18 protein-coding genes are annotated in these 24,165 nt (G+C 67.2%); 11 read left to right on the top strand and 7 right to left on the bottom strand.

Annotated elements, in window-relative coordinates; translation table 11 throughout:
- Positions 1–138: 138 nt before the first annotated feature.
- Positions 139–2,763, top strand: a complete 2,625-nt coding sequence (gene alaS, locus F3J20_RS13200) for an alanine--tRNA ligase (RefSeq protein WP_167283559.1) — start codon at positions 139–141, stop codon at positions 2,761–2,763.
- Positions 2,764–2,956: 193 nt separating this feature from the next.
- Here alaS and F3J20_RS13195 read toward each other — a convergent pair whose 3' ends face one another.
- Positions 2,957–3,895 (bottom strand): LysR family transcriptional regulator, encoded by a 939-nt coding sequence (locus F3J20_RS13195; protein WP_167283558.1) that lies wholly within the window; start codon positions 3,893–3,895, stop codon positions 2,957–2,959.
- Between the two features lie 111 nt (positions 3,896–4,006).
- Between F3J20_RS13195 and F3J20_RS13190 the strand changes: the two genes are divergently transcribed.
- The 10 genes from F3J20_RS13190 (at position 4,007) to F3J20_RS13145 (ending at position 16,172) form a co-directional block, all read left to right on the top strand.
- The gene (locus tag F3J20_RS13190) at positions 4,007–5,449 is read left to right on the top strand and encodes a YbfB/YjiJ family MFS transporter (protein WP_167283557.1); all 1,443 of its coding nucleotides are present in this window, start codon (positions 4,007–4,009) and stop codon (positions 5,447–5,449) included.
- A gap of 254 nt (positions 5,450–5,703) precedes the next feature.
- Positions 5,704–6,735, top strand: a complete 1,032-nt coding sequence (locus F3J20_RS13185; protein ID WP_167043160.1) for a low specificity L-threonine aldolase — start codon at positions 5,704–5,706, stop codon at positions 6,733–6,735.
- Between the two features lie 133 nt (positions 6,736–6,868).
- On the top strand, positions 6,869–7,399 hold the full coding sequence (locus tag F3J20_RS13180) for an NUDIX domain-containing protein (RefSeq protein WP_167043162.1): 531 nt from the start codon (positions 6,869–6,871) through the stop codon (positions 7,397–7,399).
- Positions 7,400–7,732: 333 nt separating this feature from the next.
- Complete coding sequence (locus tag F3J20_RS13175; protein ID WP_167283556.1) at positions 7,733–8,881, top strand: iron-containing alcohol dehydrogenase; 1,149 nt, start codon at positions 7,733–7,735, stop codon at positions 8,879–8,881.
- A 152-nt stretch (positions 8,882–9,033) separates the two neighbouring features.
- On the top strand, positions 9,034–9,483 hold the full coding sequence (locus F3J20_RS13170; protein WP_167043166.1) for a thioesterase family protein: 450 nt from the start codon (positions 9,034–9,036) through the stop codon (positions 9,481–9,483).
- A gap of 34 nt (positions 9,484–9,517) precedes the next feature.
- Positions 9,518–10,456 (top strand): branched-chain amino acid ABC transporter permease, encoded by a 939-nt coding sequence (locus F3J20_RS13165; RefSeq protein WP_167283555.1) that lies wholly within the window; start codon positions 9,518–9,520, stop codon positions 10,454–10,456.
- Positions 10,449–11,876 carry a branched-chain amino acid ABC transporter permease gene (locus F3J20_RS13160; protein ID WP_205299286.1) on the top strand — a complete coding sequence of 476 codons (1,428 nt, stop codon included), beginning with the start codon at positions 10,449–10,451 and terminating at the stop codon, positions 11,874–11,876. Before F3J20_RS13165 ends, F3J20_RS13160 begins: the two co-directional genes overlap by 8 nt.
- Positions 11,873–12,619: an ABC transporter ATP-binding protein gene (locus F3J20_RS13155; protein WP_167283554.1), complete on the top strand. Its 747-nt coding sequence runs from the start codon at positions 11,873–11,875 to the stop codon at positions 12,617–12,619. The genes F3J20_RS13160 and F3J20_RS13155 overlap by 4 nt, the downstream gene beginning before the upstream one ends.
- Entirely contained in the window at positions 12,616–13,323 is a 708-nt protein-coding gene (locus tag F3J20_RS13150; protein WP_167283553.1) for an ABC transporter ATP-binding protein, read from the top strand. The genes F3J20_RS13155 and F3J20_RS13150 overlap by 4 nt, the downstream gene beginning before the upstream one ends.
- Before the next feature lie 581 nt (positions 13,324–13,904).
- Positions 13,905–16,172 (top strand): hypothetical protein, encoded by a 2,268-nt coding sequence (locus F3J20_RS13145; protein WP_167283596.1) that lies wholly within the window; start codon positions 13,905–13,907, stop codon positions 16,170–16,172.
- A gap of 80 nt (positions 16,173–16,252) precedes the next feature.
- On the opposite strand, the gene iolB is transcribed toward F3J20_RS13145, so the two are convergent.
- The 6 genes from iolB to F3J20_RS13115 form a co-directional block, all read right to left on the bottom strand.
- On the bottom strand, positions 16,253–17,053 hold the full coding sequence (iolB, locus tag F3J20_RS13140; protein WP_167283552.1) for a 5-deoxy-glucuronate isomerase: 801 nt from the start codon (positions 17,051–17,053) through the stop codon (positions 16,253–16,255).
- Entirely contained in the window at positions 17,050–17,976 is a 927-nt protein-coding gene (iolE, locus tag F3J20_RS13135; RefSeq protein WP_167283551.1) for a myo-inosose-2 dehydratase, read from the bottom strand. The genes iolB and iolE overlap by 4 nt, the downstream gene beginning before the upstream one ends.
- 10 nt (positions 17,977–17,986) lie before the next feature.
- Positions 17,987–19,990 (bottom strand): 3D-(3,5/4)-trihydroxycyclohexane-1,2-dione acylhydrolase (decyclizing), encoded by a 2,004-nt coding sequence (iolD, locus tag F3J20_RS13130; protein ID WP_167283550.1) that lies wholly within the window; start codon positions 19,988–19,990, stop codon positions 17,987–17,989.
- A complete protein-coding gene (gene iolC, locus F3J20_RS13125; RefSeq protein WP_167283549.1) occupies positions 19,987–22,023 on the bottom strand; it encodes a 5-dehydro-2-deoxygluconokinase in 2,037 nt (678 codons plus the stop codon). Before iolC ends, iolD begins: the two co-directional genes overlap by 4 nt.
- Before the next feature lie 73 nt (positions 22,024–22,096).
- Positions 22,097–22,903 (bottom strand): ATP-binding cassette domain-containing protein, encoded by an 807-nt coding sequence (locus F3J20_RS13120; RefSeq protein WP_167283595.1) that lies wholly within the window; start codon positions 22,901–22,903, stop codon positions 22,097–22,099.
- Positions 22,904–22,925: 22 nt separating this feature from the next.
- Positions 22,926–24,143, bottom strand: a complete 1,218-nt coding sequence (locus F3J20_RS13115) for an ABC transporter permease (RefSeq protein WP_167283548.1) — start codon at positions 24,141–24,143, stop codon at positions 22,926–22,928.
- Between the last annotated feature and the right edge of the window lie 22 nt (positions 24,144–24,165).

Here is a 24,165-nt window from a genome sequence, read left to right as displayed (position 1 = left end):
TGGCCGACGGCACCGGGCGCGCTGCCGCGCACGCGCGCCGATCCCGTATAATCAGTCGTTTAAGAAACAGACAGTTGGCGCATCCCGCGATGCAGCCAGTCTCAGTCAGGAACCGTCAGGACCCGTCCCCCGCACGCTATGAAAGCCGCTGAAATCCGCGAGAAATTCCTCAAGTTCTTCGAATCGAAGGGCCACACGATCGTCCGTTCGTCGAGCCTCGTGCCCGGCAACGACCCGACACTGCTCTTCACCAATTCGGGGATGGTGCAGTTCAAAGATGTGTTCCTCGGCGCGGAGTCGCGTCCGTATTCGCGTGCCACGACCGCGCAGCGCAGCGTGCGCGCGGGCGGCAAGCACAACGACCTCGAAAACGTCGGCTATACCGCGCGCCACCACACGTTCTTCGAGATGCTCGGCAACTTCTCGTTCGGCGACTACTTCAAGCGCGACGCGATCCACTACGCGTGGGAACTGCTGACCGAAGTCTACAAGCTGCCGAAAGAGAAGCTCTGGGTCACCGTCTACCAGGAAGACGACGAAGCGCACGACATCTGGGCGAAGGAAGTGGGCGTGCCGGTCGAGCGCATCATCCGCATCGGCGACAACAAGGGCGCGCGCTACGCTTCGGACAACTTCTGGCAGATGGCGGATGTCGGCCCGTGCGGCCCGTGCTCGGAAATCTTCTACGACCACGGCCCGGACGTGTGGGGCGGCCCGCCGGGGTCGCCCGAGGAAGACGGCGACCGCTACATCGAGATCTGGAACCTCGTGTTCATGCAGTTCAGCCGCGATGCGCAGGGCAACATGACGCCGCTGCCCAAGCAATGCGTCGATACCGGCATGGGCCTCGAACGTATCGCCGCCGTGCTGCAGCACGTGCACAGCAACTACGAGATCGACCTGTTCCAGGCGCTGATTCAGGCCGCGGGCCGCGAAACCGGCGTGAGCGACCTCACGAACAACTCGCTGAAGGTAATCGCGGACCACATCCGCGCGTGCTCGTTCCTGATCGTCGACGGCGTGATTCCGGGCAACGAAGGCCGCGGCTACGTGCTGCGCCGTATCGTGCGCCGCGCGATCCGCCACGGCTACAAGCTCGGCAAGAAGGGTTCGTTCTTCCATCGCATGGTGGCGGACCTCGTCGCGCAAATGGGCGCGGCTTATCCGGAACTGAAGGACGCCGAGCAGCGCGTGACCGACGTGCTGCGCCAGGAAGAGGAGCGCTTCTTCGAGACGATCGAGCACGGCATGTCGATTCTCGAAGCCGCTCTGGCTGAACTCACGGCGAAGGGCGGCAAGACGCTCGACGGCGAACTCGCCTTCAAGCTGCACGACACCTACGGCTTCCCGCTCGACCTGACCGCGGACGTCTGCCGCGAACGCGAAGTGACGGTCGACGAACCGGCCTTCGACGAAGCGATGGCACGCCAGCGCGAGCAGGCACGCGCGGCCGGCAAGTTCAAGATGGCGCAGGGCCTCGAATACTCGGGCGCGAAGACCACGTTCCACGGCTACGAAGAAATCGTCTTCGACGACGCGAAGGTCGTGGCGCTCTACGTCGACGGCGCATCGGTGCAGCAGGTGCAGGACGGCCAGCAGGCCGTCGTCGTGCTCGATCACACGCCGTTCTACGCGGAGTCGGGCGGCCAGGTCGGCGACCAGGGCGTGCTCGCCAACGCCAGCACGCGCTTTGCCGTTGCCGATACGCTGAAGGTGCAGGCCGACGTGGTCGGCCATCACGGCACGCTCGAACAGGGCACGCTGAAGGTCGGCGACGTCGTCAAGGCGGAAATCGACGCGGTGCGCCGCGCCCGCACGGCACGCAACCACTCGGCCACGCACCTGATGCACAAGGCGCTGCGCGAAGTGCTCGGCTCGCACGTGCAGCAGAAGGGCTCGCTCGTCGACGCCGACAAGACCCGCTTCGACTTCGCGCACAACGCGCCGATGACGGACGAGCAGATTCGTCGCGTCGAGGAAATCGTCAATGCCGAAGTGCTCGCGAACGCGCCCGGCATCGTGCGTTTGATGTCGTACGACGAGGCGGTGAAGGGCGGCGCGATGGCGCTGTTCGGCGAAAAGTACGGCGACGAAGTGCGCGTGCTCGACCTCGGCTTCTCGCGTGAGCTGTGCGGCGGCACGCACGTGAGCCGCTCGGGCGACATCGGCTTCTTCAAGATCGTGATGGAAGGCGGCGTCGCGGCGGGTATCCGCCGTGTCGAAGCGATCACCGGCGACAACGCGGTGCGTTACGTGCAAGACCTCGAAGCGCGCATCAACGCGGCGGCGACGGTGCTGAAGGCGCAGCCGGCGGAACTCACGCAGCGCATCGGCCAGGTGCAGGATCAGGTGAAGGCGCTCGAAAAGGAGCTGGGCGCGCTGAAGTCGAAGATGGCGTTGAGCCAGGGCGACGAACTCGCGGGCCAGGCGATCGAGGTGGGCGGCGTGCATGTGCTGGCGGCAACGCTCGATGGCGCGGACGTCAAGACGTTGCGCGAAACGGTCGACAAGCTCAAGGACAAGCTCAAGAGCGCGGCCATCGTGCTGGCTGCGGTGGAGGGCGGCAAGGTGAGCCTGATCGCCGGCGTGACCCCCGACGCGAGCAAGAAGGTCAAGGCCGGCGAACTGGTCAACTTCGTTGCGCAGCAAGTCGGCGGCAAGGGCGGCGGCCGTCCCGATATGGCTCAGGCCGGCGGTACCGAGCCGGCCAACCTGCCGGCGGCGCTTGCGGGCGTCAAGGCTTGGGTCGAAGCTCAGCTGTGATTGCGGCTTGACTTGTTAAGGCTTGAATCCGGACTCGTTCCGGATTGGTCTGGTTGACGAGAGAAAGGGCCACGCGGTTTGCCGCGTGGCCCTTTCGTTTTCTCCGTACGCGAGCGAGGCCATGACGAGCTTCACAGCAGACCCGCAGCAGACGACCGGCAGCAGACCCTCGGCAAACGCAAGCCCCCACCCATCACGCAGCACCCGCATCGATCGCGACCGTCGCATCTACACGCTGCGGCATATCCCCGGCTACCGCATTCTCCTGCGGCGCCACCAGCGTGCGCCGCAGCGCATTGAGCGCGGACGAAAAATGGCCGCGTCTCCAGACGAGCAGCGTTTCGATCATCCCGATGTCGGGTAGCGCGTGTACCGCGATATTGCTCGCGTCGGCCTGCAGGTCGAGCACCGAGCGCGGCGCGACCGCGACGCCGGCGCCGGCCGCCACGCACGCGACGATCGCGTGATACGAGCCGAGTTCGAGCACGCGCGCGGGCCGCATGTCGTGCTCCAGATACCACTTTTCGATATACGACCGATAGGCGCAGCCGCGCTCGAACGCGATCAGCGTCGAGAGCGCGACGTCGCGTACTTCGCGAATCGGCCGATGTCCGCGCGGCGTCAGCATCACGAGTTCTTCGCGAAAAACCGGCACGCTCTCGAACAACTCGCCGAGCGCGGCCGGATCGAGCGGCGTCGCCACGAGCGCGGCATCGACCTCGAACTCGCGCACCCGCTCGATCAGCTTGCCGGTCGTGCCCGTCTCCAGTTCCAGCTCGACGGCGGGCCACTGCTGGTGATATTGCGCGAGCAGGCCCGGCAGACGCGTCGCCGCGACGCTTTCCATCGTGCCGAGCCGCAGACGCCCGCTCGGCCGGTCCTCGCGCACCGCGTGGCGCGCTTCGTCGGCGAGCGCGAGCAGGCGCTCCGCGTAGGGCAGCAGCGTTTCGCCGGCCGGTGTCAGCACGAGGCGGCGGCCGTCGCGGATGAACAGTTCGGTGCCGAGTTGCTCTTCGAGCTGCTTGATGCGCGTCGTCACGTTCGATTGCACGCGGTTGAGCTTGGCGGCGGCGCGCGTCACGCCGTTTTCCCGCACGACGGCGCGAAAAATGGTCAGGGCGGCCAGATCCATGATTCTCTCCGGGTGATGGTTGATATCCTAATTATTCATTTTTAGAGATCGTCTGGTCAAGCTAAGATGGATTCACATAGGGATCACCTCACTGCTGTTCGACCGCCGACCATGAACGCTCTCGCCTCCCACACATCTATGCGCTTCCACGAACCCCACGCCGCCCGGCGCGCGGCGCTTGCCTGCATGGTGACGCTGGCCGTCGCGCTCGGTATCGGCCGCTTCGCCTTCACGCCACTGCTGCCGCTGATGCTGCACGGCGCCGCGCTCGGCCAGCCGCAGATCGACATCCAGCACGGCGGCTGGCTCGCCTCGTTCAACTACGCGGGCTATTTCGCCGGCGCGGTGATGTGCGCGGCGCTGCGTACCGACCCGGCGCGCATGGTGCGCGTGGGGCTCGTCGCGACGGTTGTGCTGACACTCGCGATGGGCGTCACGAGCCAGTTCTGGGTATGGGCCGTGGTGCGCTTCGTCGCCGGGGCGGTCAGCGCGTGGACCTTCGTGTTCGCGTCGCAGTGGGGCTTGCGGCGGCTCGCCGAACTCGGTGCGCATGCGTGGAGCGGGGTGATTTATACGGGGCCGGGCGTCGGTATCGTCGGCACGGGCTTGTTCGTGAGCATCGCGGGCCGGTATGGCGCGACGGCCGGGTGGATCGGTTTCGGCGTGATCGGCGCGCTGCTGTCGGCGCTGGTGTGGCCGGTGTTCGGCGCCGCGCCGCGTGCGCAAGCCGCGCCGGAAGGCGGTCGCAAGAGCGCCGCGGACGGCGCGAAGCGGGAGCGGCCGCGCGCGGCGCAACAAGCCGCCGCGGATCGGGCGGCCCGGAGCGGCAGCGCGGCAAGGGAGGGCGCGGCGGACTATCTTGAGTCAGAGCGCGCTGCTGTCGCGGCGTTGGCCGAATCGACTCACGTTGCATCGGCCGACACCGCCGAGGAGCACGCCCACTCAATCCCGGCCCATCGAAGCGCCACCGCTCACCGTGTCGACGCCTTCTGGCTGGTCCTGCTCTACGGCATCCCCGGCTTCGGCTACATCATCACCGCGACGTTCCTGCCAGTCATAGCGCGCCACGCGCTGCCGGGTTCGTCGTGGCCTGACCTGTTCTGGCCGATGTTCGGCGTGGCGCTGATCGTCGGTGCGATGGCGGCCGCGCGTTTGCCCGTGCATTGGGACAACCGCGCGCTGCTCGCCGGCTCCTACGTGCTGCAAGCGCTCGGCATCGCGCTGGGCATCGTCTGGCCGACAGCGGGCGGCTTCTCGCTCGGCAGCATCCTGATCGGCCTGCCGTTCACCGCGATCACGCTGTTCGCGATGTGCGAGGCGCGGCGTCTGCGTGGCGACGATGCGGCCGGCCTGATGGGCTATGCGACGGCGGCTTACGGCATCGGCCAGATCGTCGGTCCGCTGGTGGCCGCGCCGATTGCCGCGCAGACGGGATCGTTTTCGCCGGCGCTGTGGCTGGCCGTGGGCGCGCTGCTGGCGGGGGCGGCGGGACTGGTCGCCGTGGCGCGCATGCCGCGTAGCCGTGGCGGTATGCCGGATTGCGGCTGCAACTAACGGCCGAGGTGTTCGACGATTTGGAGAGCCCGAAGCCCGAAGCCCGAAGCCCGAAGCCCGAAGCCCGAAGCCCGAAGCCCGAAGCCCGAAGCCCGAAGCCCGAAGCCCCAACCTCGTCCCCCTTCCCAGGCCGACATCCGATACCACCACACCCGGCGCCCATCCCGCATACCTTCACCAAAATCGCACGATCGCACTAAAATGACCGCTTCCCGTCATTTCCACGCGCCTGTCGCCGGGCGCGCCGCGCCACCATGCAACATTTCGCGTCCGATAACTACGCCGGCATCTGTCCCGAAGCGCTCGAGGCGCTGATCGCCGCCAACCACAGCGGCCACGAGCCGGCCTACGGCGACGATTCCTGGACGAGCCAGGTCTGCGACCGTCTGCGCGATCTGTTCCAGACCGACTGCGAGGTGTTCTTCGTCTTCAACGGCACGGCCGCCAACTCGCTCGCGCTGGCCTCGCTGTGCCAGTCGTATCACTCGGTGATCTGCCACGAACTCGCGCACATCGAGACCGACGAATGCGGCGGCCCCGAATTCTTCTCGGGCGGCTCGAAGCTGCTGACGGCGCCTGGCATCGGCGGCAAGCTCACGCCCGATGCGATCGAAGCGGTCGTCACGCGCCGCGCCGACATCCACTATCCGAAGCCGAAGGTCGTCACGCTCACGCAGTCGACCGAGGTCGGCACCGTCTACACGGTCGAGGAAGTGCGCGCGATCGCGGCGATCGCGAAGCGCCGTCATCTGAAGCTGCATATGGACGGCGCGCGCTTTGCGAACGCGGTCGCGGCGCTCGACGTGCATCCGTCGGAGATCACGTGGCGCGCGGGCGTCGACGTGCTGTGCTTCGGCGGCACGAAGAACGGCCTGCCGGTCGGCGAAGCGGTGGTGTTCTTCGATCGCGCCCTCGCCGACGATTTCGCCTATCGCCTGAAGCAGGCGGGGCAGCTTGCCTCGAAGATGCGCTTCATCTCCGCGCCCTGGCTCGGCCTGCTCGACAACGACGTGTGGCTGCGCAACGCGCGTCACGCGAACGCGATGGCGCGTCTGCTGCAAACGCGGTTGCAGGAAATTCCGGGTGTGAGCATCATGTTTCCGGGCGAATCGAACGCGGTCTTCGCGCAGTTGCCGCCGCACGCCGCGAAGGCGATGCGCGCGCGCGGCTGGAGGTTCTACGAATTCATCGGCGCGGGCGGCTGCCGGCTGATGTGCGCGTGGGACACGCAGCCCGCGACGGTCGAGCGCTTTGCCGCCGAGCTGCGCGAGTTGTGCGCGGCGTAATGCAAGGCGTGAAGCGAAGCGCGCCGCCGCCATCACCTTCCGCCTTTACTCCTCGCCATCGCACGCAGCCGCCCCCGACCGCGTCCAATCGCGGCAGACAGACATACACACAAGACACGAGACACCTCACGACATGACCGAATACCGCTTTTGTCCCCGCTGCGCCAAGCCGTTGACCGAACGCGCCGACCCCGAGCACGAAGGCGGCCGCATACGCCAAAGCTGCCCCGATACCGTGTGCGGCTACGTCCACTGGAATAACCCGCTGCCGGTCGTGGCCGCGATCGTCGAGTACGAGGGCAAGATTCTGCTCGCGCGCAATGCTGCGTGGCCCGAGGGCATGTTCGCGCTGATTACCGGCTTCCTCGAAAACGGCGAGACGCCGGAGCAGGGCATCGCGCGCGAAGTGCTCGAAGAGACGTCGCTGCAGACGGAGTCGGTCGAACTGATCGGCGTGTACGAGTTCATCCGCAAGAACGAGCTGATCATCGCGTATCACGTGAAGGCGCATGGGACGGTCTCGCTATCGCCGGAACTGCTCGAATACCGGCTCGTCGAGCCGGCGAAGCTGCGGCCCTGGCGCGCGGGCACCGGCCAGGCGCTCGGCGAATGGATGCGGCGGCGCGGTCTGCCGTTCGAATTCGTCGAGCGGCCGGGGCAGTGAGTCGCGTTCGCGGGCGGCGCGATGGCGGCGAGCATGGTGTTGCCCGCGTCGGCGGTACTTCATCGCGCGACGATACATAACGGGCCGACGAGGCAACGGCGGCGAAGCTCGAAGCAGGCCTAAACGACACGGCCCGCGCAGACAACCTCGATACGGCGCACGGCATCGGCCACACCAGACGACGCACGAACCGGCATACGAACCGGCACACGAAATAGCACACCAAACAACGCACAAAACAGCACCCGAACCAGCACCCCAGTCAGCGCGGCAACGAACGATCAACCCAAGTCAATCAGCGGTCAATGAGCTCACGCTCGGGAGAAGCACGGCATGGCTTACATCTACTATCTGACGCATATTCATCTGGGCTACGAAGCATTGTCGCAACTGCCGGCCGAATGCGCGCGCATCGGCATGACGCGGCCGCTCGTCATCAGCGACAAGGGCGTCGTCGCGGCCGGCATCGCGCAGCGCGCGCTCGACGCGCTGAAGCTCGGCGACGTGCCGCTCTTCGACGACACGCCGTCGAACCCGACCGAGGCGATGGTGCTGGCCGCCGCGCGGATGTATCGCGACGCGGGCTGCGATGGCCTGATCGCGGTGGGCGGCGGTTCGTCGATCGATCTCGCCAAGGGCGTCGCGATCGCGGCCACGCATCCGGGACCGCTCACGCAGTACGCGACGATCGAAGGCGGTAGCGCGAAGATCACCGAGGCCGTCGCGCCGCTGATCGCGATTCCGACCACCGCGGGCACCGGCAGCGAAGTCGCGCGCGGCGCGATCGTGATCCTCGACGATGGCCGCAAGCTCGGCTTTCACTCGTGGCATCTGTTGCCGAAGGCGGCGCTCTGCGATCCAGGGCTGACGCTCGGCCTGCCGCCGGGGCTGACCGCGGCGACCGGCATGGACGCGATCGCGCACTGCATCGAAACGTTCCTCGCGCCGGCCTTCAATCCGCCCGCCGACGGCATCGCGCTCGACGGTCTCGAACGCGCGTGGCACAGCATCGAGCGGGCATGCGCGGACGGCAGCGACCGCGAGGCGCGTCTGAACATGATGAGCGCGTCGATGCAGGGCGCGATGGCGTTCCAGAAGGGGCTCGGCTGTGTACACTCGCTGTCGCATCCGCTGGGCGGGCTGAAGGTGAACGGCCGAACCTCGCTGCATCACGGCACGCTGAACGCGGTCGTGCTGCCCGCCGTGCTGCGCTTCAACGAACGCGCGCCGAGCGTGGTGGCCGAGCGTCGCTTCGCACGCATGCGCCGCGTGATGGGATTGTCCGAGCAGACCGATCTCGCGCAGGCGCTGTTCGACATGACGGCACGGCTCGGTCTGCCGACCGGCCTCGCGCAGATGGACGTCGACGAGAGCATGTTCGACAAGGTCGTGCAGGGCGCGCTCGCCGATCATTGCCATCGTACGAATCCGCGCGAAGCGACGGCCGACGATTACCGCCGCATGCTGACCGAGTCGCTGTGACGAGGCGAGGCGGTGCGCGGTAGCGGCCACGGCCACGCGTCGCGCCTGACCGCCGCTGTTGTCGTCATGGTCATTGTCATCGCTCGCGTTATCGCTATCGCTATCGCCAGAAATACCCCTATCATCACGCAGCCGATCAAACCCCACGCCTCATGAACAAACCCGCTCCCGCGCCACGCTCCGCCTACCCGCACTTCCTGCCGATCACGACCCGCTGGATGGACAATGACGTCTACGGTCACGTGAACAACGTCGTCTACTACAGCTATTTCGACACCGTCGTGAACGAGTATCTGATCCGCGCGGGCGTGCTCGATTTCGAGCAGGGCGCGACGATCGGGCTCGTCGTCGAGACGCAGTGCAATTACTTCGCGCCGCTCGTGTTTCCGGATCGCATCGACGCGGGCCTGCGTGTCGCGCGGCTCGGCACGTCGAGCGTGCGCTACGAAGTCGGGCTTTTCCGGGAGGGCGAGGTCGAACCCGCCGCGCAGGGGCATTTCGTGCACGTCTACGTGGATCGCGTCACGCGCCGTCCCGTGAACCTGCCCGCCGAACTGCGCGCGGCGCTCGAACCGCTTGCCGTGGCCGCGCAGGCGGGCTGAAGCGAGTCGGGACAGACCGGAACGGATTCAGCGCGTGCAGTCGTTCATCGTCAATCTCCTCAACGGCCTCAGCTACGGGCTGCTGCTGTTCATGCTGTCCGCCGGGCTCACGCTGATTTTCAGCATGCTCGGCGTGCTCAATTTCGCGCATGCGAGCTTCTACATGCTCGGCGCGTACGTCGGCTTTTCGGTGGCCGCGCGCGCCGGGTTCTGGAGCGCGCTCGTGATCGCGCCGCTCGGCGTCGGTCTGCTCGGCGCGGCGTTCGAGCATTGGCTGTTGCGGCGCGTGCGCGCGCACGGTCATCTGCCCGAGTTGCTGCTCACGTTCGGTGCGGCGTATCTGCTCGGCGAACTGGTCAAGCTCGGCTGGGGGCTCGGTCCGCTGTCCGCGCCGGTGCCGGCCGTGCTCGACGGCTCGCTGTTCTCGCTGTACGGCGCGAGCTTCGCGCGCTATCGCGCGTTCATGATGGCGGTGTCGCTGGCGATGCTCGCGGCGCTCGTCGCGGTGCTGCGCGTGTCGCGCGCGGGCCTCGTCGTGCGCGCCGCGCTGACGCATCCGCACGCGGTCGAAGCGCTCGGTCATAACGTGCCCGCCGTGTTCACCGGGGTATTCGCGGCCGGCACGGCGCTCGCCGCGCTGGCCGGCGTGATCGGCGCGCCGCTCTTCGTGATCGAGCCGGCGATGGCGGAATCGCTCGGCTCGATCGTGTTCGTCGTGGTCGTGATCGGCGGGCTCGGTTCGTTGAGCGGGGCGCTCGTGGCGTCGCTGCTGGTCGGCTGCGTGCAGACGCTCGCGGTGGCGAGCGACGTGTCGCTGGGAGAGGTGCTGTCGGTCGCCGGCGTGGCGTTGCCGCCCGGCTGGGACGCGCTGACGCTCGCGCAACTCGCGCCGCTGATTCCGTATCTGCTGCTCGTCGCGGTGCTGGCGCTGAGGCCGCGAGGGCTGTTCGGACGGCGGGGGGATCATGCGTAAGCGGGATGCGGGGGCGGAGGCGAGGGGCGCCGCAGCACGCCCGGAGCACCCGGAGCACCCGGAGCACCCGGAGCACCCGGAGCACCCGGAGCGCCCGGAGCGCCCTGGGACTGCACCGCAAACCGCTGGGCGTGGGCCGTCCGCGCGTTCGTTCGCACCTTGGCTCGCGCTCGCCGTCTTTCTCGCGTTGCCGCCGTTCGTCGGGTCGCAAAGCTGGCTGCTCGCGTACCTCGCGCAGACCGCGACGATGATCGTGTTCGCGCTCTCCTACAACCTGCTGCTCGGCGAGACCGGGCTGCTGTCGTTCGGGCATGCCGCCTATGCGGGGCTCGGCGCGCTGATCGCCGCGCGCATGTTCAACGCGACCGGCATGCCGCTCGTGCTGCTGCCGCTCGTCGGCGGCATGGGCGGCGCGTTGTGCGGCCTGCTGTTTGGCCTGATCGCGACGCGCCGTGCCGGCACCGCGTTCGCGATGATTACGCTCGGCCTCGGCGAACTCGTGGTCGCGGCCGCGTGGACGCTGCCGGGCTGGTTCGGCGGCGAGGCCGGCATCGCCATCGATCGCGCGAGCGGCCCGCGCTTTTTTGGCCTGAGCTTCGGTCCGGCGCGCGAGGCCTATGCGCTGATCGCGCTGTGGTGTCTCGCCGCGAGCGCGGCGATGTTCGCGCTGTCGCGCACGCCGTTCATGCGCCTCGCGAACGCGGTGCGCGACAACCCGGCGCGCGCGGCCGCGATCGGCTGCTATCCGGCGCGTATCCGCTATGGCGTGGTGGTGCTGTCGGCGTTTTTCGCGGGCATGGCGGGGACGATGGGGCTCGTCAATATCGAACTCGTGTCGACGGAAAGCGTCGGCATGATGCGCTCGGGTGCGGTGCTGATCGCGACGGTGATCGGCGGGACGGCTGCGTTTTTCGGGCCGGTTGCCGGCGCGCTCGTGTTGACGTTTTTCAGCGTGATCGTCGCGAGCGTCACGCGCGCGTGGCTGTTCTATCTGGGTCTCTTCTTCGTGGCCGTCGTGCTCGCCGCGCCCGACGGGCTCGCGGGTTTCTGCGCGCGGCACGCGGCGCGCATCGCGGCGCAAGGCTGGCGGCGGTGCCGCGCCGCCTATCTATGGAGTGTGCTGGCGTCGGTGCTGTGGAGCGCGGCCGTCGTGCTCGCGGTGCAGTGGGCCTATGCCGCGCGATTCGGCGCGGACGAGGGCGCGGCGGGCGCGATCTTCGGCTTCGGCGCAAACGCGGGGGCTGACGGTGCGCCGCTTGCATCGGCGTTGAGCGCGGTGTCGTGGTGGCCCGCCGTGGCGCTGGCCTTGCTTGCCGCGTTCGGTGCGCTGACCACGCGCTATGCGATGCGCGCGCACGCTCGTCTCGCCCCTCAAGCCGGGCGCGCTCGCGTTGCGTCATCCAGCGGAGAGACGCGATGATCCCGGCACTGGGTCTCTACAACATCGAAAAGCGTTTCGGTGCGACGCGGATTCTGCGCGGTGTCGATCTCGAGATCGAGCCTGGCGAGCGGCATGCGCTGATCGGCCCGAACGGCGCGGGCAAGTCGACGCTGTTCAATCTGATCGCCGGCGGTGCGCGGCCGAGCGCGGGGCGCATCCATCTGTTCGGCGCGGAGATCACGCGGCTCGCGCCGGCTGCGATCGCGCGCCGCGGCCTCGCGCGCAGTTTCCAGAGCACGAGTGTGTTCGCGCGGCTCAGCGTGTTCGACAATCTGCGCTGCGCGGCCATGCTTGCCGAGCGCGACCGTACGCGCTGGTGGCAACGCGTGACCGGCTCGCCGGCGATCGATGCGCGCGCGGCCGAGGTGCTCGACGCGGTCGGCCTCGGCGCGCGCCGCGACGTGCAGGCCGGCACGCTCAGTTATGCGGAGCAGCGCGCGCTTGATCTCGGCATCGCGCTCGCGGGCGGCGCGCATACCTTGCTGCTCGACGAGCCGACCGCGGGCATGAACCGCGCGGAAGCGGCGCGCGCGATCGAACTGATTCGCGAGACCACGGCAGGCCGCACGTTGCTGATGGTCGAGCACGACATGGACGCGGTCTTCGCGCTTGCCGACCGCATTTCGGTGCTCGTGCAGGGGCGCATCATCGCGACCGGTTCGCCGGCGGCGATTCGCGCCGACGAGGCAGTGCGGGCTGCGTATCTGGGCGAGCGCGCATGAGTGCGCTGCTCGAGATCCGCGATCTGCACGCGTGGTATGGCGCGAGCCAGGCCTTGCACGGCGTCACGCTCGGCCTCGCGCGCGGCGAAGTGCTCGCGCTGGTTGGCCGCAACGGCTCGGGGCGCTCGACGCTTGCGCGCGCGATCATGGGCCTCGTGCGCAGCGAGGGCGAGTTGCGTTTCGCGGGCCGTTCGCTCGCCGGGCTGCGCACCTTCGAAATCGCGCGGCTTGGCCTTGGCTATGTGGCCGAACATCGCGACGTGTTCGCGGCGCTGAGCGTGCATGAAAATCTGCTGCTCGGTATCTCGCCGCGCAAGCGCACGCCGCGCTTTACGCTCGATGACGCCTACGCGCTGTTCCCCGTGCTGGCTGAGCGCCGGCACGCGCGCGCCGGCGCGCTGTCGGGCGGCGAGCAGCAGATGCTCGCGCTCGCGCGGGCGTTGCTCGGCGATCCCGATCTGCTGCTGATCGACGAACCCGGCGAAGGTCTCGCGAGCGGCGTGATGGAGCAGGTCGCCGGGTGCCTGCGCACGTTGCGCGAGCGCGGCGTCGCGATGCTGCTGATCGAGCAGCGCCTCGTGATCGCGCGGGAAATCGCCAGTCGCGTCGCCGTGATGGGGCATGGCGAGATCGTGTTCGACGGCGCGCTCGATGCGTTTCTCGGGCGCGACGACGTGATGCGCGAGTGGCTCGGCGTCGGTTGAGCGGCGTGGCCGCAATCGCGGGTTGAGTGCGCCGCCGCATGAGGTGCGGCATACGTTTCGAGCACCTGATGATTGACGTGATCTTTGCCGGCACGGTTCGAGGCGCCGATCCGCGTTCGCGACGGCGTTTGAACCGTTCATCGCGACCTGCCGCACAGGCCCCGTGTATGGGGCTTTCCATCGATTCGCTCGTGCGATTCAAACGATTGATCGTTTGGTGAGCGTCCTCCAGAAATCTTGTCGGCAACGCGCGGACAAATAAAGACAATCGAGTCAGCGGCGCGCAACGGCGAAGCGATGTTCGAAGCCTGTGCAGGGCTCGTACACGCGATTTCCGCCCGAGTTCATGAATGCGCCGAACCCCGCCGCGTTAGACGCGCAAAAGACGCGCCGCGGCTTCAGGAGGAGACATGATGAAACGGCAGGTGGCGTTGAGTGTCGAGCGCGTCGGAGCGAACATCGAGGCGCGCGTTGAAGTGCATCTGGGTCCGTTGGATCGAGCCGGGCATGCCAGGCATTCCCGGCGTTCCTGGAGTTCGCGGTTCGGCGCGGGCGCGGCGCTACTGGCCGCCGCCTTGCTGATGTTCGCATGCGCGGATGCTAGCTCGACCGCGGACTCGATGCCGGCCGATGCCGCATCGAAGGCACAACAACGCGCGGCGAGCGCACCGGGCAATCAGGATCGCGAAGCAGAGGCGAACGTGACCGCGAACGCATCGCCCGGTACGACACCCGCATCACGTCCCACGCTCGAACGCGACAAGGCGAGGCAACGGGCTGCCGAGCAACAGATCGCCGCGCGCGTGCCCTCGGCGAGCGGCATGCACGAAACGCGCAGCCGCGTGCTGACGCTGCGCGATTCCGGCATCGACGGTTCGCTCATGTTCGTGCGCGACGTCGATTTTCGGGTGACGGGCGAGATCGGTTTCATGATTCACGACATGGCCGCGACGCTGACGCCGACACGCCCCGGTCAGCCGATCGTCTTCGACGACCCGACCAGCGCGACGATCCACGTGCACCGTGGCGACGTCACGCTCGACAGCGCGAAGCTCACCGCGATTTTCGATCGTTATCTGTTCCAGTATCAGGGCTCGCCGCTGCGCAATATGCGCGTCGTGCCGCAGGACGGCGGCAATCTGCGCATCACGGGCGAGATGCATCGCGACACGTGGGTGCCGATCGCGCTGACCGGCTCGCTGTCGATGCGCAATCCTGACGAACTCGTGTTTCATCCCGATCACGTCGAAGTGGCGGGCATCGGCGCGGACAAACTGATGCAGGCCGCGCACGTGCGGATGGCCGATCTGCTCAAGGTCAACACGCCGATCGCGCGGCTCGATGGCGACGACGTTGTCATGCAGGTCGCGAAACTGACGCCGCCGCCCGCGCTGCGCATGACGATCACGCAGATTCAAACGAGCGCGTCGGGCGTGCGCTTCACGCTCGACGACGGCACCGTGCCGAACATCGCGTGGCCCGCGACGATGCCTGCGCACGGTCTGCTCGTGCAGGGCGGCGACGTGAAGTTCATGCGCTCGATGCCGATGAATATCGACATGGCGATCACGCCGCTTGCATCGACCGGATCGAATGCAGCGAACGTCGCGGCCGATGCCGCGCCGTTCGTGCTCGATCTGTACCACTACCGCGAGCAGATGGCCGCCGGCTATTTCACGTTCGACGAAGCGGGCGCGCTCGACGTGCATCTGCCGTCGTATCCGACGCTCGCGAGCGCGTCGAAGGCCGGGTCGTCGCCATCGCCGCAATCGTCGCAAACCGGCAGCGCGAGCGCACGCTATAACGACAGCCTGCTGCGCACGCAGCAGGCCTCGCTCGCGCAGGCCCGCGCGATCTGGCAATACGTGCCGCAGAATTTACGCATCGCATCGGCGGCGCATGCGACTCCGCTCGCCACGCGCGTCGCGTTCAAGCGCCGGAGTCTCGCGGCGCCGGCTTCGTTGTCTGCTTCAGCACTCGGCGACGAACGCCATTCGTCGGGGCCCGCGCCGCTGATTCACGTGCAGAACGTCGACTTCTACGTAGCAGGGCGCATCGGCTTTCACGTGCGCTCGCTCGATGCGCAGATGGTGCCGAAAAAGCCCGGAGAGCCCGTCGATTTCGACGATCCCGATCAGTACGACATTCATATCATCGGCGGCGAGGTCGTCGAACCGTGGCCCGCAATGGCCGCGCTCTTCAACGACTATCTGCTCGACTATGCGCCGCGCTCGCTCAACGATCTGCAACTGAAGCCGGTCGACGGCCAGCTCGAAGTGACGGGCGGCATCAAGCTATGGAATCATTTTCCCGGCGTATGGCTGCCGACCACGATGAGCGGCACGATCAGCGCGGCGGACGAACGGCATCTGGTCTATCGTCCCGCCGAGGTGAAAGTGCTCGGCGTGCCGCAAGCGGGTCTGCTGCGCGCGCTCGATATTCCGCTCGCGTCGTTGACGCCGTTCACGCGCAAGGGCGTCGCGCTCAAGGGCAACGAGCTCGTGTTCGACCAGTACACGGTGTTTCCGCCGCCCGCGCTGATCTCGCGGCTCGCGAGCGCGACCGTTACCGAGGCCGGGCTCGTGCTGAAGTTCAGGCGCGACAGCGCGGCCGTTGCGAAGCCGCCGGCCGGCGCGGGGCATAGCTTCGTATGGATCGAGGCCGGCGACGTGAAGATGTTCAACTCGCTCGTCACGAATACGCGCACCTATATCGAGGACAGTTCGAACTCCGGCGCAATGAAGTTCGACCTGTATGGCTACCGTCGCGACGTCTCGAAGGGGACGGTGCGCATGGACGAGGACGGCACGCTGCGCGTCGATCTTGCCGCGAGAAAGGCGGGACAGTGAGCGACGCAGTGAGCGGCGTACGGGAGCGCGATGCGAATCGCGCTGCACGGTGCCATCAAAGCACCGCGCAGCATAATTAATCAAGCATCCTTATTGATAATCCAATCGTGCGCCGGGTCGTTGTGGAAATGCCAGGTGCGCTGGCTGCCGGCCATCACGTTCAGATAATACGAGTCGTACCCATACGGCACGACGACCGGATGATAGCCGCGCGGCACCATCACGACGTCGTGATTCTCGACGGCCATCGATTCGTCGATATCGCGCGAATCGGTGTAGACGCGCTGAAACGCGAAGCCTTGCGGCGGATCGAGCCGGTGATAGTAAGTCTCTTCGAGCGAACTCTCGTGAGGGATATTGTCGGTGTCGTGCTTGTGCGGCGGATAGCTCGACGCATGGCCGCCCGGCGTTCTCACTTCGACGACGAGCAGCGATTCGGCAGGCTCGGTCTGCGGAAGAATATCGCAGACGTAGCGCGTATTGAGCGACCTGCCGCGTGTCGAGCGCTTCATCGAGGCGGGCTCGATGAGCCGCGCGGGGTACTCGCCCGTGGCCGGCGCGCTTGCGATGCCGATCTCCGCATCGCGGTTCGCGCGCACGGTCGCTCGCACGTTCGGCGGCAGATAGACCGCACACGGCGCGGCGTCTTCGAACACGCTGTCGCGCGAACCGAGCGAGGTCCACGTTGCTTTAGGCGTTTCGATATCGACGGCCCCGGTCAGCACGACGATGCATACCTCGCGCGACGGCTCGAATACGTGCACGATTTCGCTCGTGCCGAGCCGGTACGCGGCAAATCCGACATAACGCCAGCAGGCCGACTGCGGCGTGACTCGCGCGATCGTTTGGCCCTCGCGCTGTGCCTTCACCAATAAACTCATGCTGCCTCCTTGCCCGTGCCGTCGAGCGTATCGAGCGGTGCATCGGCGAGCGTGCGCAAAGTCCGATAACCCTTCTGGGCATACTCGAACGACGGCGCGACCACCGGGTCCTGTTCCGCTTCGACGACGAGCCAGCCGCGATAACCATGCCGCTTCAGCCGGCCGATGATGCCGGCAAAATCCACGGCCCCGTCGCCCGGCACCGTGAACGCGCCTGCGATTACCGCATCGAGAAAACTCCAGTTGCGATTGCGCGCGAGCTTCATGACCGCGGGCCGCACGTCCTTGCAATGCACGTGGCACACGCGCGCGATGTGCTGGTCGAGCACCGCGAGCGGATCGCCGCCCGCGAACGTGATGTGACCCGCGTCGAACAGCAGGCCGACCGCATCGCTCGTGCGTGCCATCAGTTGATCGACGTCGGCCGGCGTCTCGACATAGGCGCCCATATGATGATGGTACGCAAGCCGCACGCCATGGCTCAACGTATAGCGCGCGAATTCGTCGACCCGTGCTGTGTAGCCGGACCATTGCGCGTCGCTGAAAAAACGCGGCCGTTGATAAAGCGGCCGCGCCGCGCCCTGAATCGAATCGGCGACTTCGCCATACACCATCACCGTCGCGCCGTTTTGCGCGAGCAGTTCGAGATGCGGACCGACGGCGGCGATTTCCTCGGCGACACTGCGCTTCGCCAGTTCTCCGGAATACCAGCCGGAAACGAGCGCGAGGTCGTAGCGCGCGAGCAGCGTCTTCAACGCCTGCGGCTCGCGTGGAAACTTGTTGCCGAGTTCGAAACCTTCATAACCGATCTGGCGGCCCTCGGTCAGCGCGACTTCAAGCGGCGTTTCGCCGCCGAGCGAGGGCAGGTCGTCGTTCATCCACGAGAGCGGGTTGATGCCGATACGTACGTCGAAAGCAGTCATGCGGGCGTCCTCATTCGTGAGCGTGGCGAGCGTCGTGCGGCAGGGGTGCGGGCGGCTCGGCGCGCGCGGCAAGCTGCGCGTCGTATTTCGCGCGCGCGGCGCGCACCGCCTCGCGCGGCGAGACTTCGGGCACCGCGACTTCCCACCACCAGCCGCCGTCGCCGGTGGTGCGGGCCGGATCGGTGTCGATACTGATGACGTACGTGCGCGTGGCCGCGCGGGCGCGCCGCAGCGCCGCTTCGAGTTCGGCAAGATGGCCCACGTGCTCGGCCTCGGCGCCGAGCGCGCGCGCATGCGCGGCGAAGTCGATGCGTGGCGCGCCGGCTGCGCCCTGCAAGCTGTCCGCGAGCAGATTGTTGAACGGCGCGCCGCCGCAGGCTTGCTGCAAGCGGTTGATGCAGCCGAAGCCGCGATTGTCGAGCACGATGACGATCAGCTTCGCGTCGAGCATCACCGAGGTCGCGATCTCGCTGTTGAGCATCAGATAACTGCCGTCGCCGAGCATCACGATCACCTCGCGCTCGGGCCGTGCGAGCTTCACGCCGAGTCCGCCCGCGATCTCGTAGCCCATGCACGAATAGCCGTATTCGACGTGATACGCGCCGGGCCGGCCCGCGCGCCACAGCTTGTGCAATTCGGCGGGCAGCGTGCCGGCCGCGCACACGACGATGTCGTCGTTCGCCGAATGCGTGCTCGAACGCTGCACCGCGCCGATCACGTCGCCCTCGTAGGGCAGCACGGCGTCGCGTTGCGGCGCATGCGTGAGCGTGTGCACGGTGTCGCGCCAGCTTGCCGCGAGTTTGTGCGCACGCGCGGTCCATGCGCGCTCCGCGTGCCAGCCGTGCAGCGATTCGCCGAGCGCATCGAGCGCGAGCCGCGCATCGGCCTCGACGACGAGCGCGCGATGCTTGAGGCCGTCGAACGCATTGGCGTTGATCGCGATCACGTCGGCTTGCGTGAACAGCGTATTCGAGCCGGTCGTGAAGTCTTGCAGACGCGTGCCGACCGCGAGCACGCAGTCGGCATCGTGCGCGAGCGCGTTGGCGGCCGGCGAGCCGGTCACGCCGAGCGCGCCCGTGTTCAGCGGATCGTTCCACGCGAGCGCGCTTTTGCCGGCCTGCGTTTCGGCGACCGGTATGCCGTGCGCGCTCGCGAAGCGCTGCAGCGCGTCGGCCGCGCGGCCGTACAGCACGCCGCCTCCCGCGACGATCAGCGGATGCTTTGCCTGCCGCAAACGCGCGCACGCCGCCTCGATCTCGTCGATTCGCGGCGCGGGCGCATGAAAGCGGATCACGCGCGTCGCGAAGAAGTCCGCCGGAAAATCCCACGCCTGCGCCTGCACGTCCTGCGGCAAGGCGAGCGTGACGGGGCCGCACAACGCGGCGTCGGTCAGCACGCGTATCGCGCGCGGCAAGGCGCTCAGCAATTGCGCCGGATGCACGATGCGATCGAAGTAGCGCGACAGCGGCTTGAACGCATCGTTGGCGGAGACGCCGCCGTCGGCGCAATCTTCGAGCTGCTGCAACACCGGGTCGGGCGCGCGCGAGACGAAGATGTCGCCGGGCAACAGCAGCACCGGCAGGCGGTTCACGTGCGCGAGCGCGGCGGCGGTCAGCAGATTCGTCGCGCCCGGGCCGATCGAGGTCGTGACCGCCATCATGCGGCGGCGGAAATGCGCCTTCGCATAGGCGATCGCGCTATGTGCCATCGCCTGCTCGTTATGCGCGCGCAGCGTCGGCAATTCGTCGCGATGCTGGTACAGCGCCTCGCCGATGCCCGCGACGTTGCCGTGGCCGAAGATCGCGAACACGCCGCCGAACAGCGGCTCGGTGCCGCTGCCGTCTTCGCTGGCGACGCGTTGCGCGGCGAGATAGCGCACCAGCGCCTGGGCCATCGTCAGGCGCAGCGTGGCGCCGGCATTCGCGTGCGCCTGTGCTTGCTCCTGTGTTTGCGCATGGGTCTGCGCGGCGCTGCTCGCCGATAAGGCGTCGTCCTGCATGATGCGTTCGTTCATGCGGCCTGCTCCTGATGAACCTGATGCGGCGTGCCCTGGGCGGCTCGCCAGGCGGCGATCAGCGTTTCGAACGTATGGCGCACGCGCGCGATCAGTTCGTCATCGCCGATTTCTCCGGCCAGCCACGCCTGACTCGGGTCGTGAAAGATCGTGCGGCCGACCGTAAAGCCGCGGCACGTCGCCGACCGCGCGGCCGCGCGAAAGCCTTCGCTCAACTGCTCGACGGCCGCGGACAAACCGAGCAGCACGACGCCACGGCAATACGGGTCACGCTCGGCGATCAGCGCATCGATGGCATGCCATTGCGCGGCGTCCATCGGTTCGAGCTTCCACCACTCGGGATAGATGCCGAGGTTGTAGAGACGCTTGAGCGCGCGATACACGATGTCGGGCCCCTGCGGCAGCGACGCGTGCTTCGGCGGAATCACCTCGAGCAGCAGTTCATGGCCGCTCGCCTGGGTCGCATCGTAAAGCGCGCGCAATTGCGCTTCCTGTTCGAGGCGCTGCTCGATCGGCTCGTCGGGATGAAACTGCACGAGGCACTTCGCAACGTGCTCCTTCGGCCACGCGAGCAGCGTCGTGCCGATCGAGCGGCCCTGATCGAACACGAGCGGCACCGAACCCGGCAGCTCGACCGGGCGGCCGATCCACCAGCCGCGGCCGGTTGCGGCATTGAGCGCGTCCTGACCGTAGCGGTCGTCGATCAGCACGCCGATGCGGCCTTGCAGATGCAGCGCGTGTTCGGTCTGCGCGACCGCTTCGACGAACAGGTTCTTCAGATGCGCAACGCGCGCTTCGTCGGCGCCGGTTTGCTGCGCCAGTTCGAAAAACTGATTGCGATGATCGAACGCGAAGCCGAGCACTTCATGCCAGGGCTTGCGTGCCGGCGATACGCGATGCAGGCGCGCGAGCTTCGCGTCGCGGTCGGGCCGGCGCATCCGTTGCGGATCGGCTTGTGCTTCGCCAAGGAAGTAGTCGAGTTCGGCGGGCGTCGGCATGGCCGGGGCACAGCCGTGCCGCGAGACCACCAGCGCGCCGCTCGCGTTCGCGGCGCGCGCGCAGGCGTCGAGCGGCCGGTCGCGCAGCCAGCCGGACAGAAAGCCCGACGCGAATGCATCGCCTGCGCCGAGCACGTTCAGCACCTCGACTTCGACGCCGCCGTGAACCGGCATCTCGTCGAGCGAAGCCGGCACGTTGCCGTCGATGATCTGGCAGCCGAGCGGCCCGCGCTTGAGCACGAGCGTGGCCGGTGTGACCGCGCGCACCATCGCGAGCGCGTCGATCAGCTCGCTCTTGCCGCCGGCGATGCGGAATTCTTCCTCGGTGCCGATCACGAGGTCGAACAGCGGCAGAATGCGCTGCAAATGCGCGGTGACGCCTTCGCTCGCGACGAAACGCGTCTCGCCGTCGGCCTTGCCGGTGAGTCCCCACAGCACCGGACGATAGTCGATGTCGAGCACCGTGCGCACCTGGTTGCGGCGCGCGTAGTCGAGCGCGCGGCGGCTCGCGCGGTTCACCTGCTCGGTCGAGAAGTGCGTGCCGGTAATCAGCAGCGCTTTCGACGAGGCGATAAAGGCCTCGTCGAAATCGGCCGCGTCGATTGCCATATCGGCGCAGTCGTCGCGGTAGAAGATCAGCGGGAACGTGTCGCGGTCCTTGAGGCCGAGCAGCACGAGCGCGGTCAGCCGCTGGCGATCGACGCGCACGCGGCTCACGTCGCAGCCTTCGTTCGCGAGCGTTTCGGTGAGAAAGCGGCCCATGTGATCGTCGCCGACGCGCGCGAGCATCGCCGCATCGAGCCCGAGCCGCGCGCAGCCGAAGGCGATATTCGCCGACGAGCCGCCGAGATACTTCGCGAAGCTCGATACGTCTTCGAGCCGCGCGCCGACCTGCTGCGCGTACAGATCGACGGCGAGACGGCCGAGGCAGATGATGTCACGCGCGCGTCCCGGCGCGAAGCGGCTGCCGCGCGCGGTGCCCGCACCGGTATCCGAACCCGGCGCGGTCGCACGCGATATGCTGGAATGGTTCATGAAGAATCCTGAATAACGGGGCATGGTCGAAGGCCACGCGGGTTAGGCGGACGACGTGCGATCCGCGCGAAGCTCAGATGGTCGCGCCTTCGAGTTCACCCATCATTTTCTGCATCTCGGCGCCGCCGGCCATCATGTCGAGCACCTGGTCCTTGCTGATCGTTTCCTTCGTGAACGTGCCGAGCGATCTGCCGCGATTGAGCAGCGTGAACGAATCGCCGATCGGATAGGCGTGATGCACGTTGTGCGTGATGAAAATCACCGAGATGCCCTTGGCGCGCGCCTTGTGAATCAGCTTCAGCACGTTGAAGCTCTGCTTCACGCCGAGCGCGGCGGTCGGTTCGTCGAGAATCAGCACACGCGCGCCGAAGTGGATTGCGCGCGCGATCGCGAGACATTGCCGCTCGCCGCCCGACATCGTGCCGATCGGCTGATGCGGGTCGCGCACGTTGATGCCCATTTCGGCGAGCTTGTCGCGCGCGGTGCTCGCGCAGGTGTCGAGGTCCATCACGTTCAGGAAGCCGAATAGTTTCCTGTTCGGCTCGCGGCCCATGAAGAAGTTGCGCGCGACCGACAGCAGCGGCACCAGCGCGAGGTCCTGATAGACGGTCGCGATGCCGAGATCGAGCGCGTCTTTCGGCGAGGTGAAGTGCACCGGCTTGCCGTCCACGAGATAGGTGCCCGCGCTCGGCTGATGGACGCCCGCGAGCGTCTTGATCAGCGTCGATTTGCCGGCGCCGTTGTCGCCGAGCAGGCAGTGCACCTCGCCGCGTTTGAGGCGCAGCGTGATGTCGTTCAGCGCGATGATGTTGCCGAAATAGCGGCTGACGTTTTCGAGCGCGAGGATGGTGTCGTCCGCGTTCTGTTCGAGGTCGGTCATCATGAACTCCTTGCCGGGCGCGTTAGCGCGATGCGGCGACGCGGCCGCGCACGTAGTGATTGAACAGCACGGCGAACAGCAGCATCACGCCGAGGAACACGCGGAACCAGTCCGAGTCGACATTGGTGTAGGTGATGCCGATCTGCACCACGCCGAAAATCAGCGCGCCGAAGCAGGCGCCGACCACCGAGCCGTAGCCGCCCGTGAGCAATGTGCCGCCGATCACGGCCGCGATGATCGCCTCGAATTCGGCCTGCAAACCGCGGTCGGCGGCGGCCGAGCCGATATCGCACACCTGCAGCACCGCGTACAGGGCCGAGCAGAACGCGGTCAGCACGAACAGCGAGATCTTTACGCGGCGTACCGGCACGCCGACGTTCTTGGCCGCGTTGGCGTCGCCGCCGACCGCGAAGATCCAGTTGCCGAAGCGCGTTTTCGCGAGCGTGAACGCGCAGACCACGGCCAACGCGAGCCACCACAGCAGGACCTTGGGAATGCCCGGCACGAGCGGCGTGCCGTTGTCGAGCATCTTCACGAGGCCGAGATGGCCGAGCGAGACGAACAGCCCTTTGAAGGCGACGCCCTGGAAGAGCGTGTGCGCGAACCAGTCCTCGCGCGCGACGTCGCCGACGCCGGAGATGATCGTGCGGTCGGCGAACATCACCGAGAGCGCGAGCGTGAGGCCGCGCAGAATGAACAGGAACGCGAGCGTGACGATGAACGACGGCAGCCGCGTGCGCATCACGAGGTAGCCGTTGAGCGCGCCGAGCAGCATCGAGCCGGCGAACGCGAACAGGATCGCGAGCCAGATCGGCCAGTGGAAGTACATGGTCGGCAGCGCGACCATCATGCCGGCGAAGCCGATCATCGAGCCGATCGACAGGTCGAACTCGCCGGCGATCATCAGCATGCACGCGCCGACCGAGATCAGGCCGAGATAGGCCGCGACCTGCGACCAGTTCATGATGCCGTCGAGGTTGAACATCCCCGAGTTGCCGGCCGCGAGGCCGAACACGAGGAACACCATCACGGTGCCGGCCAGCGCCGCGAATTCGGGGCGGTTCAGCAGATGCCGGAACCACGATTCCTCGCGCATGCGTTCGTCCGGCGCGGTGGCCGATGTGGCTGCTGAGGTGGCCCCTGAGGTGGCCCCTGAGGTGGCCGCTGATGCAGCCGGGTCCTGCGGATCGGACGCGGGCGGTTTGCGGTGATTGGGATGGAAAAGATCGGCGACACCCATTGAAGCTCTCCTTGATACGCCG

The organism is Paraburkholderia sp. Cy-641 (genome assembly GCF_011752945.1).
In the GTDB taxonomy this organism is placed as follows: domain Bacteria; phylum Pseudomonadota; class Gammaproteobacteria; order Burkholderiales; family Burkholderiaceae; genus Paraburkholderia.
Note: the sequence above shows the minus strand (reverse complement) of the source record. Positions and strands in the feature narration are given on the sequence as shown.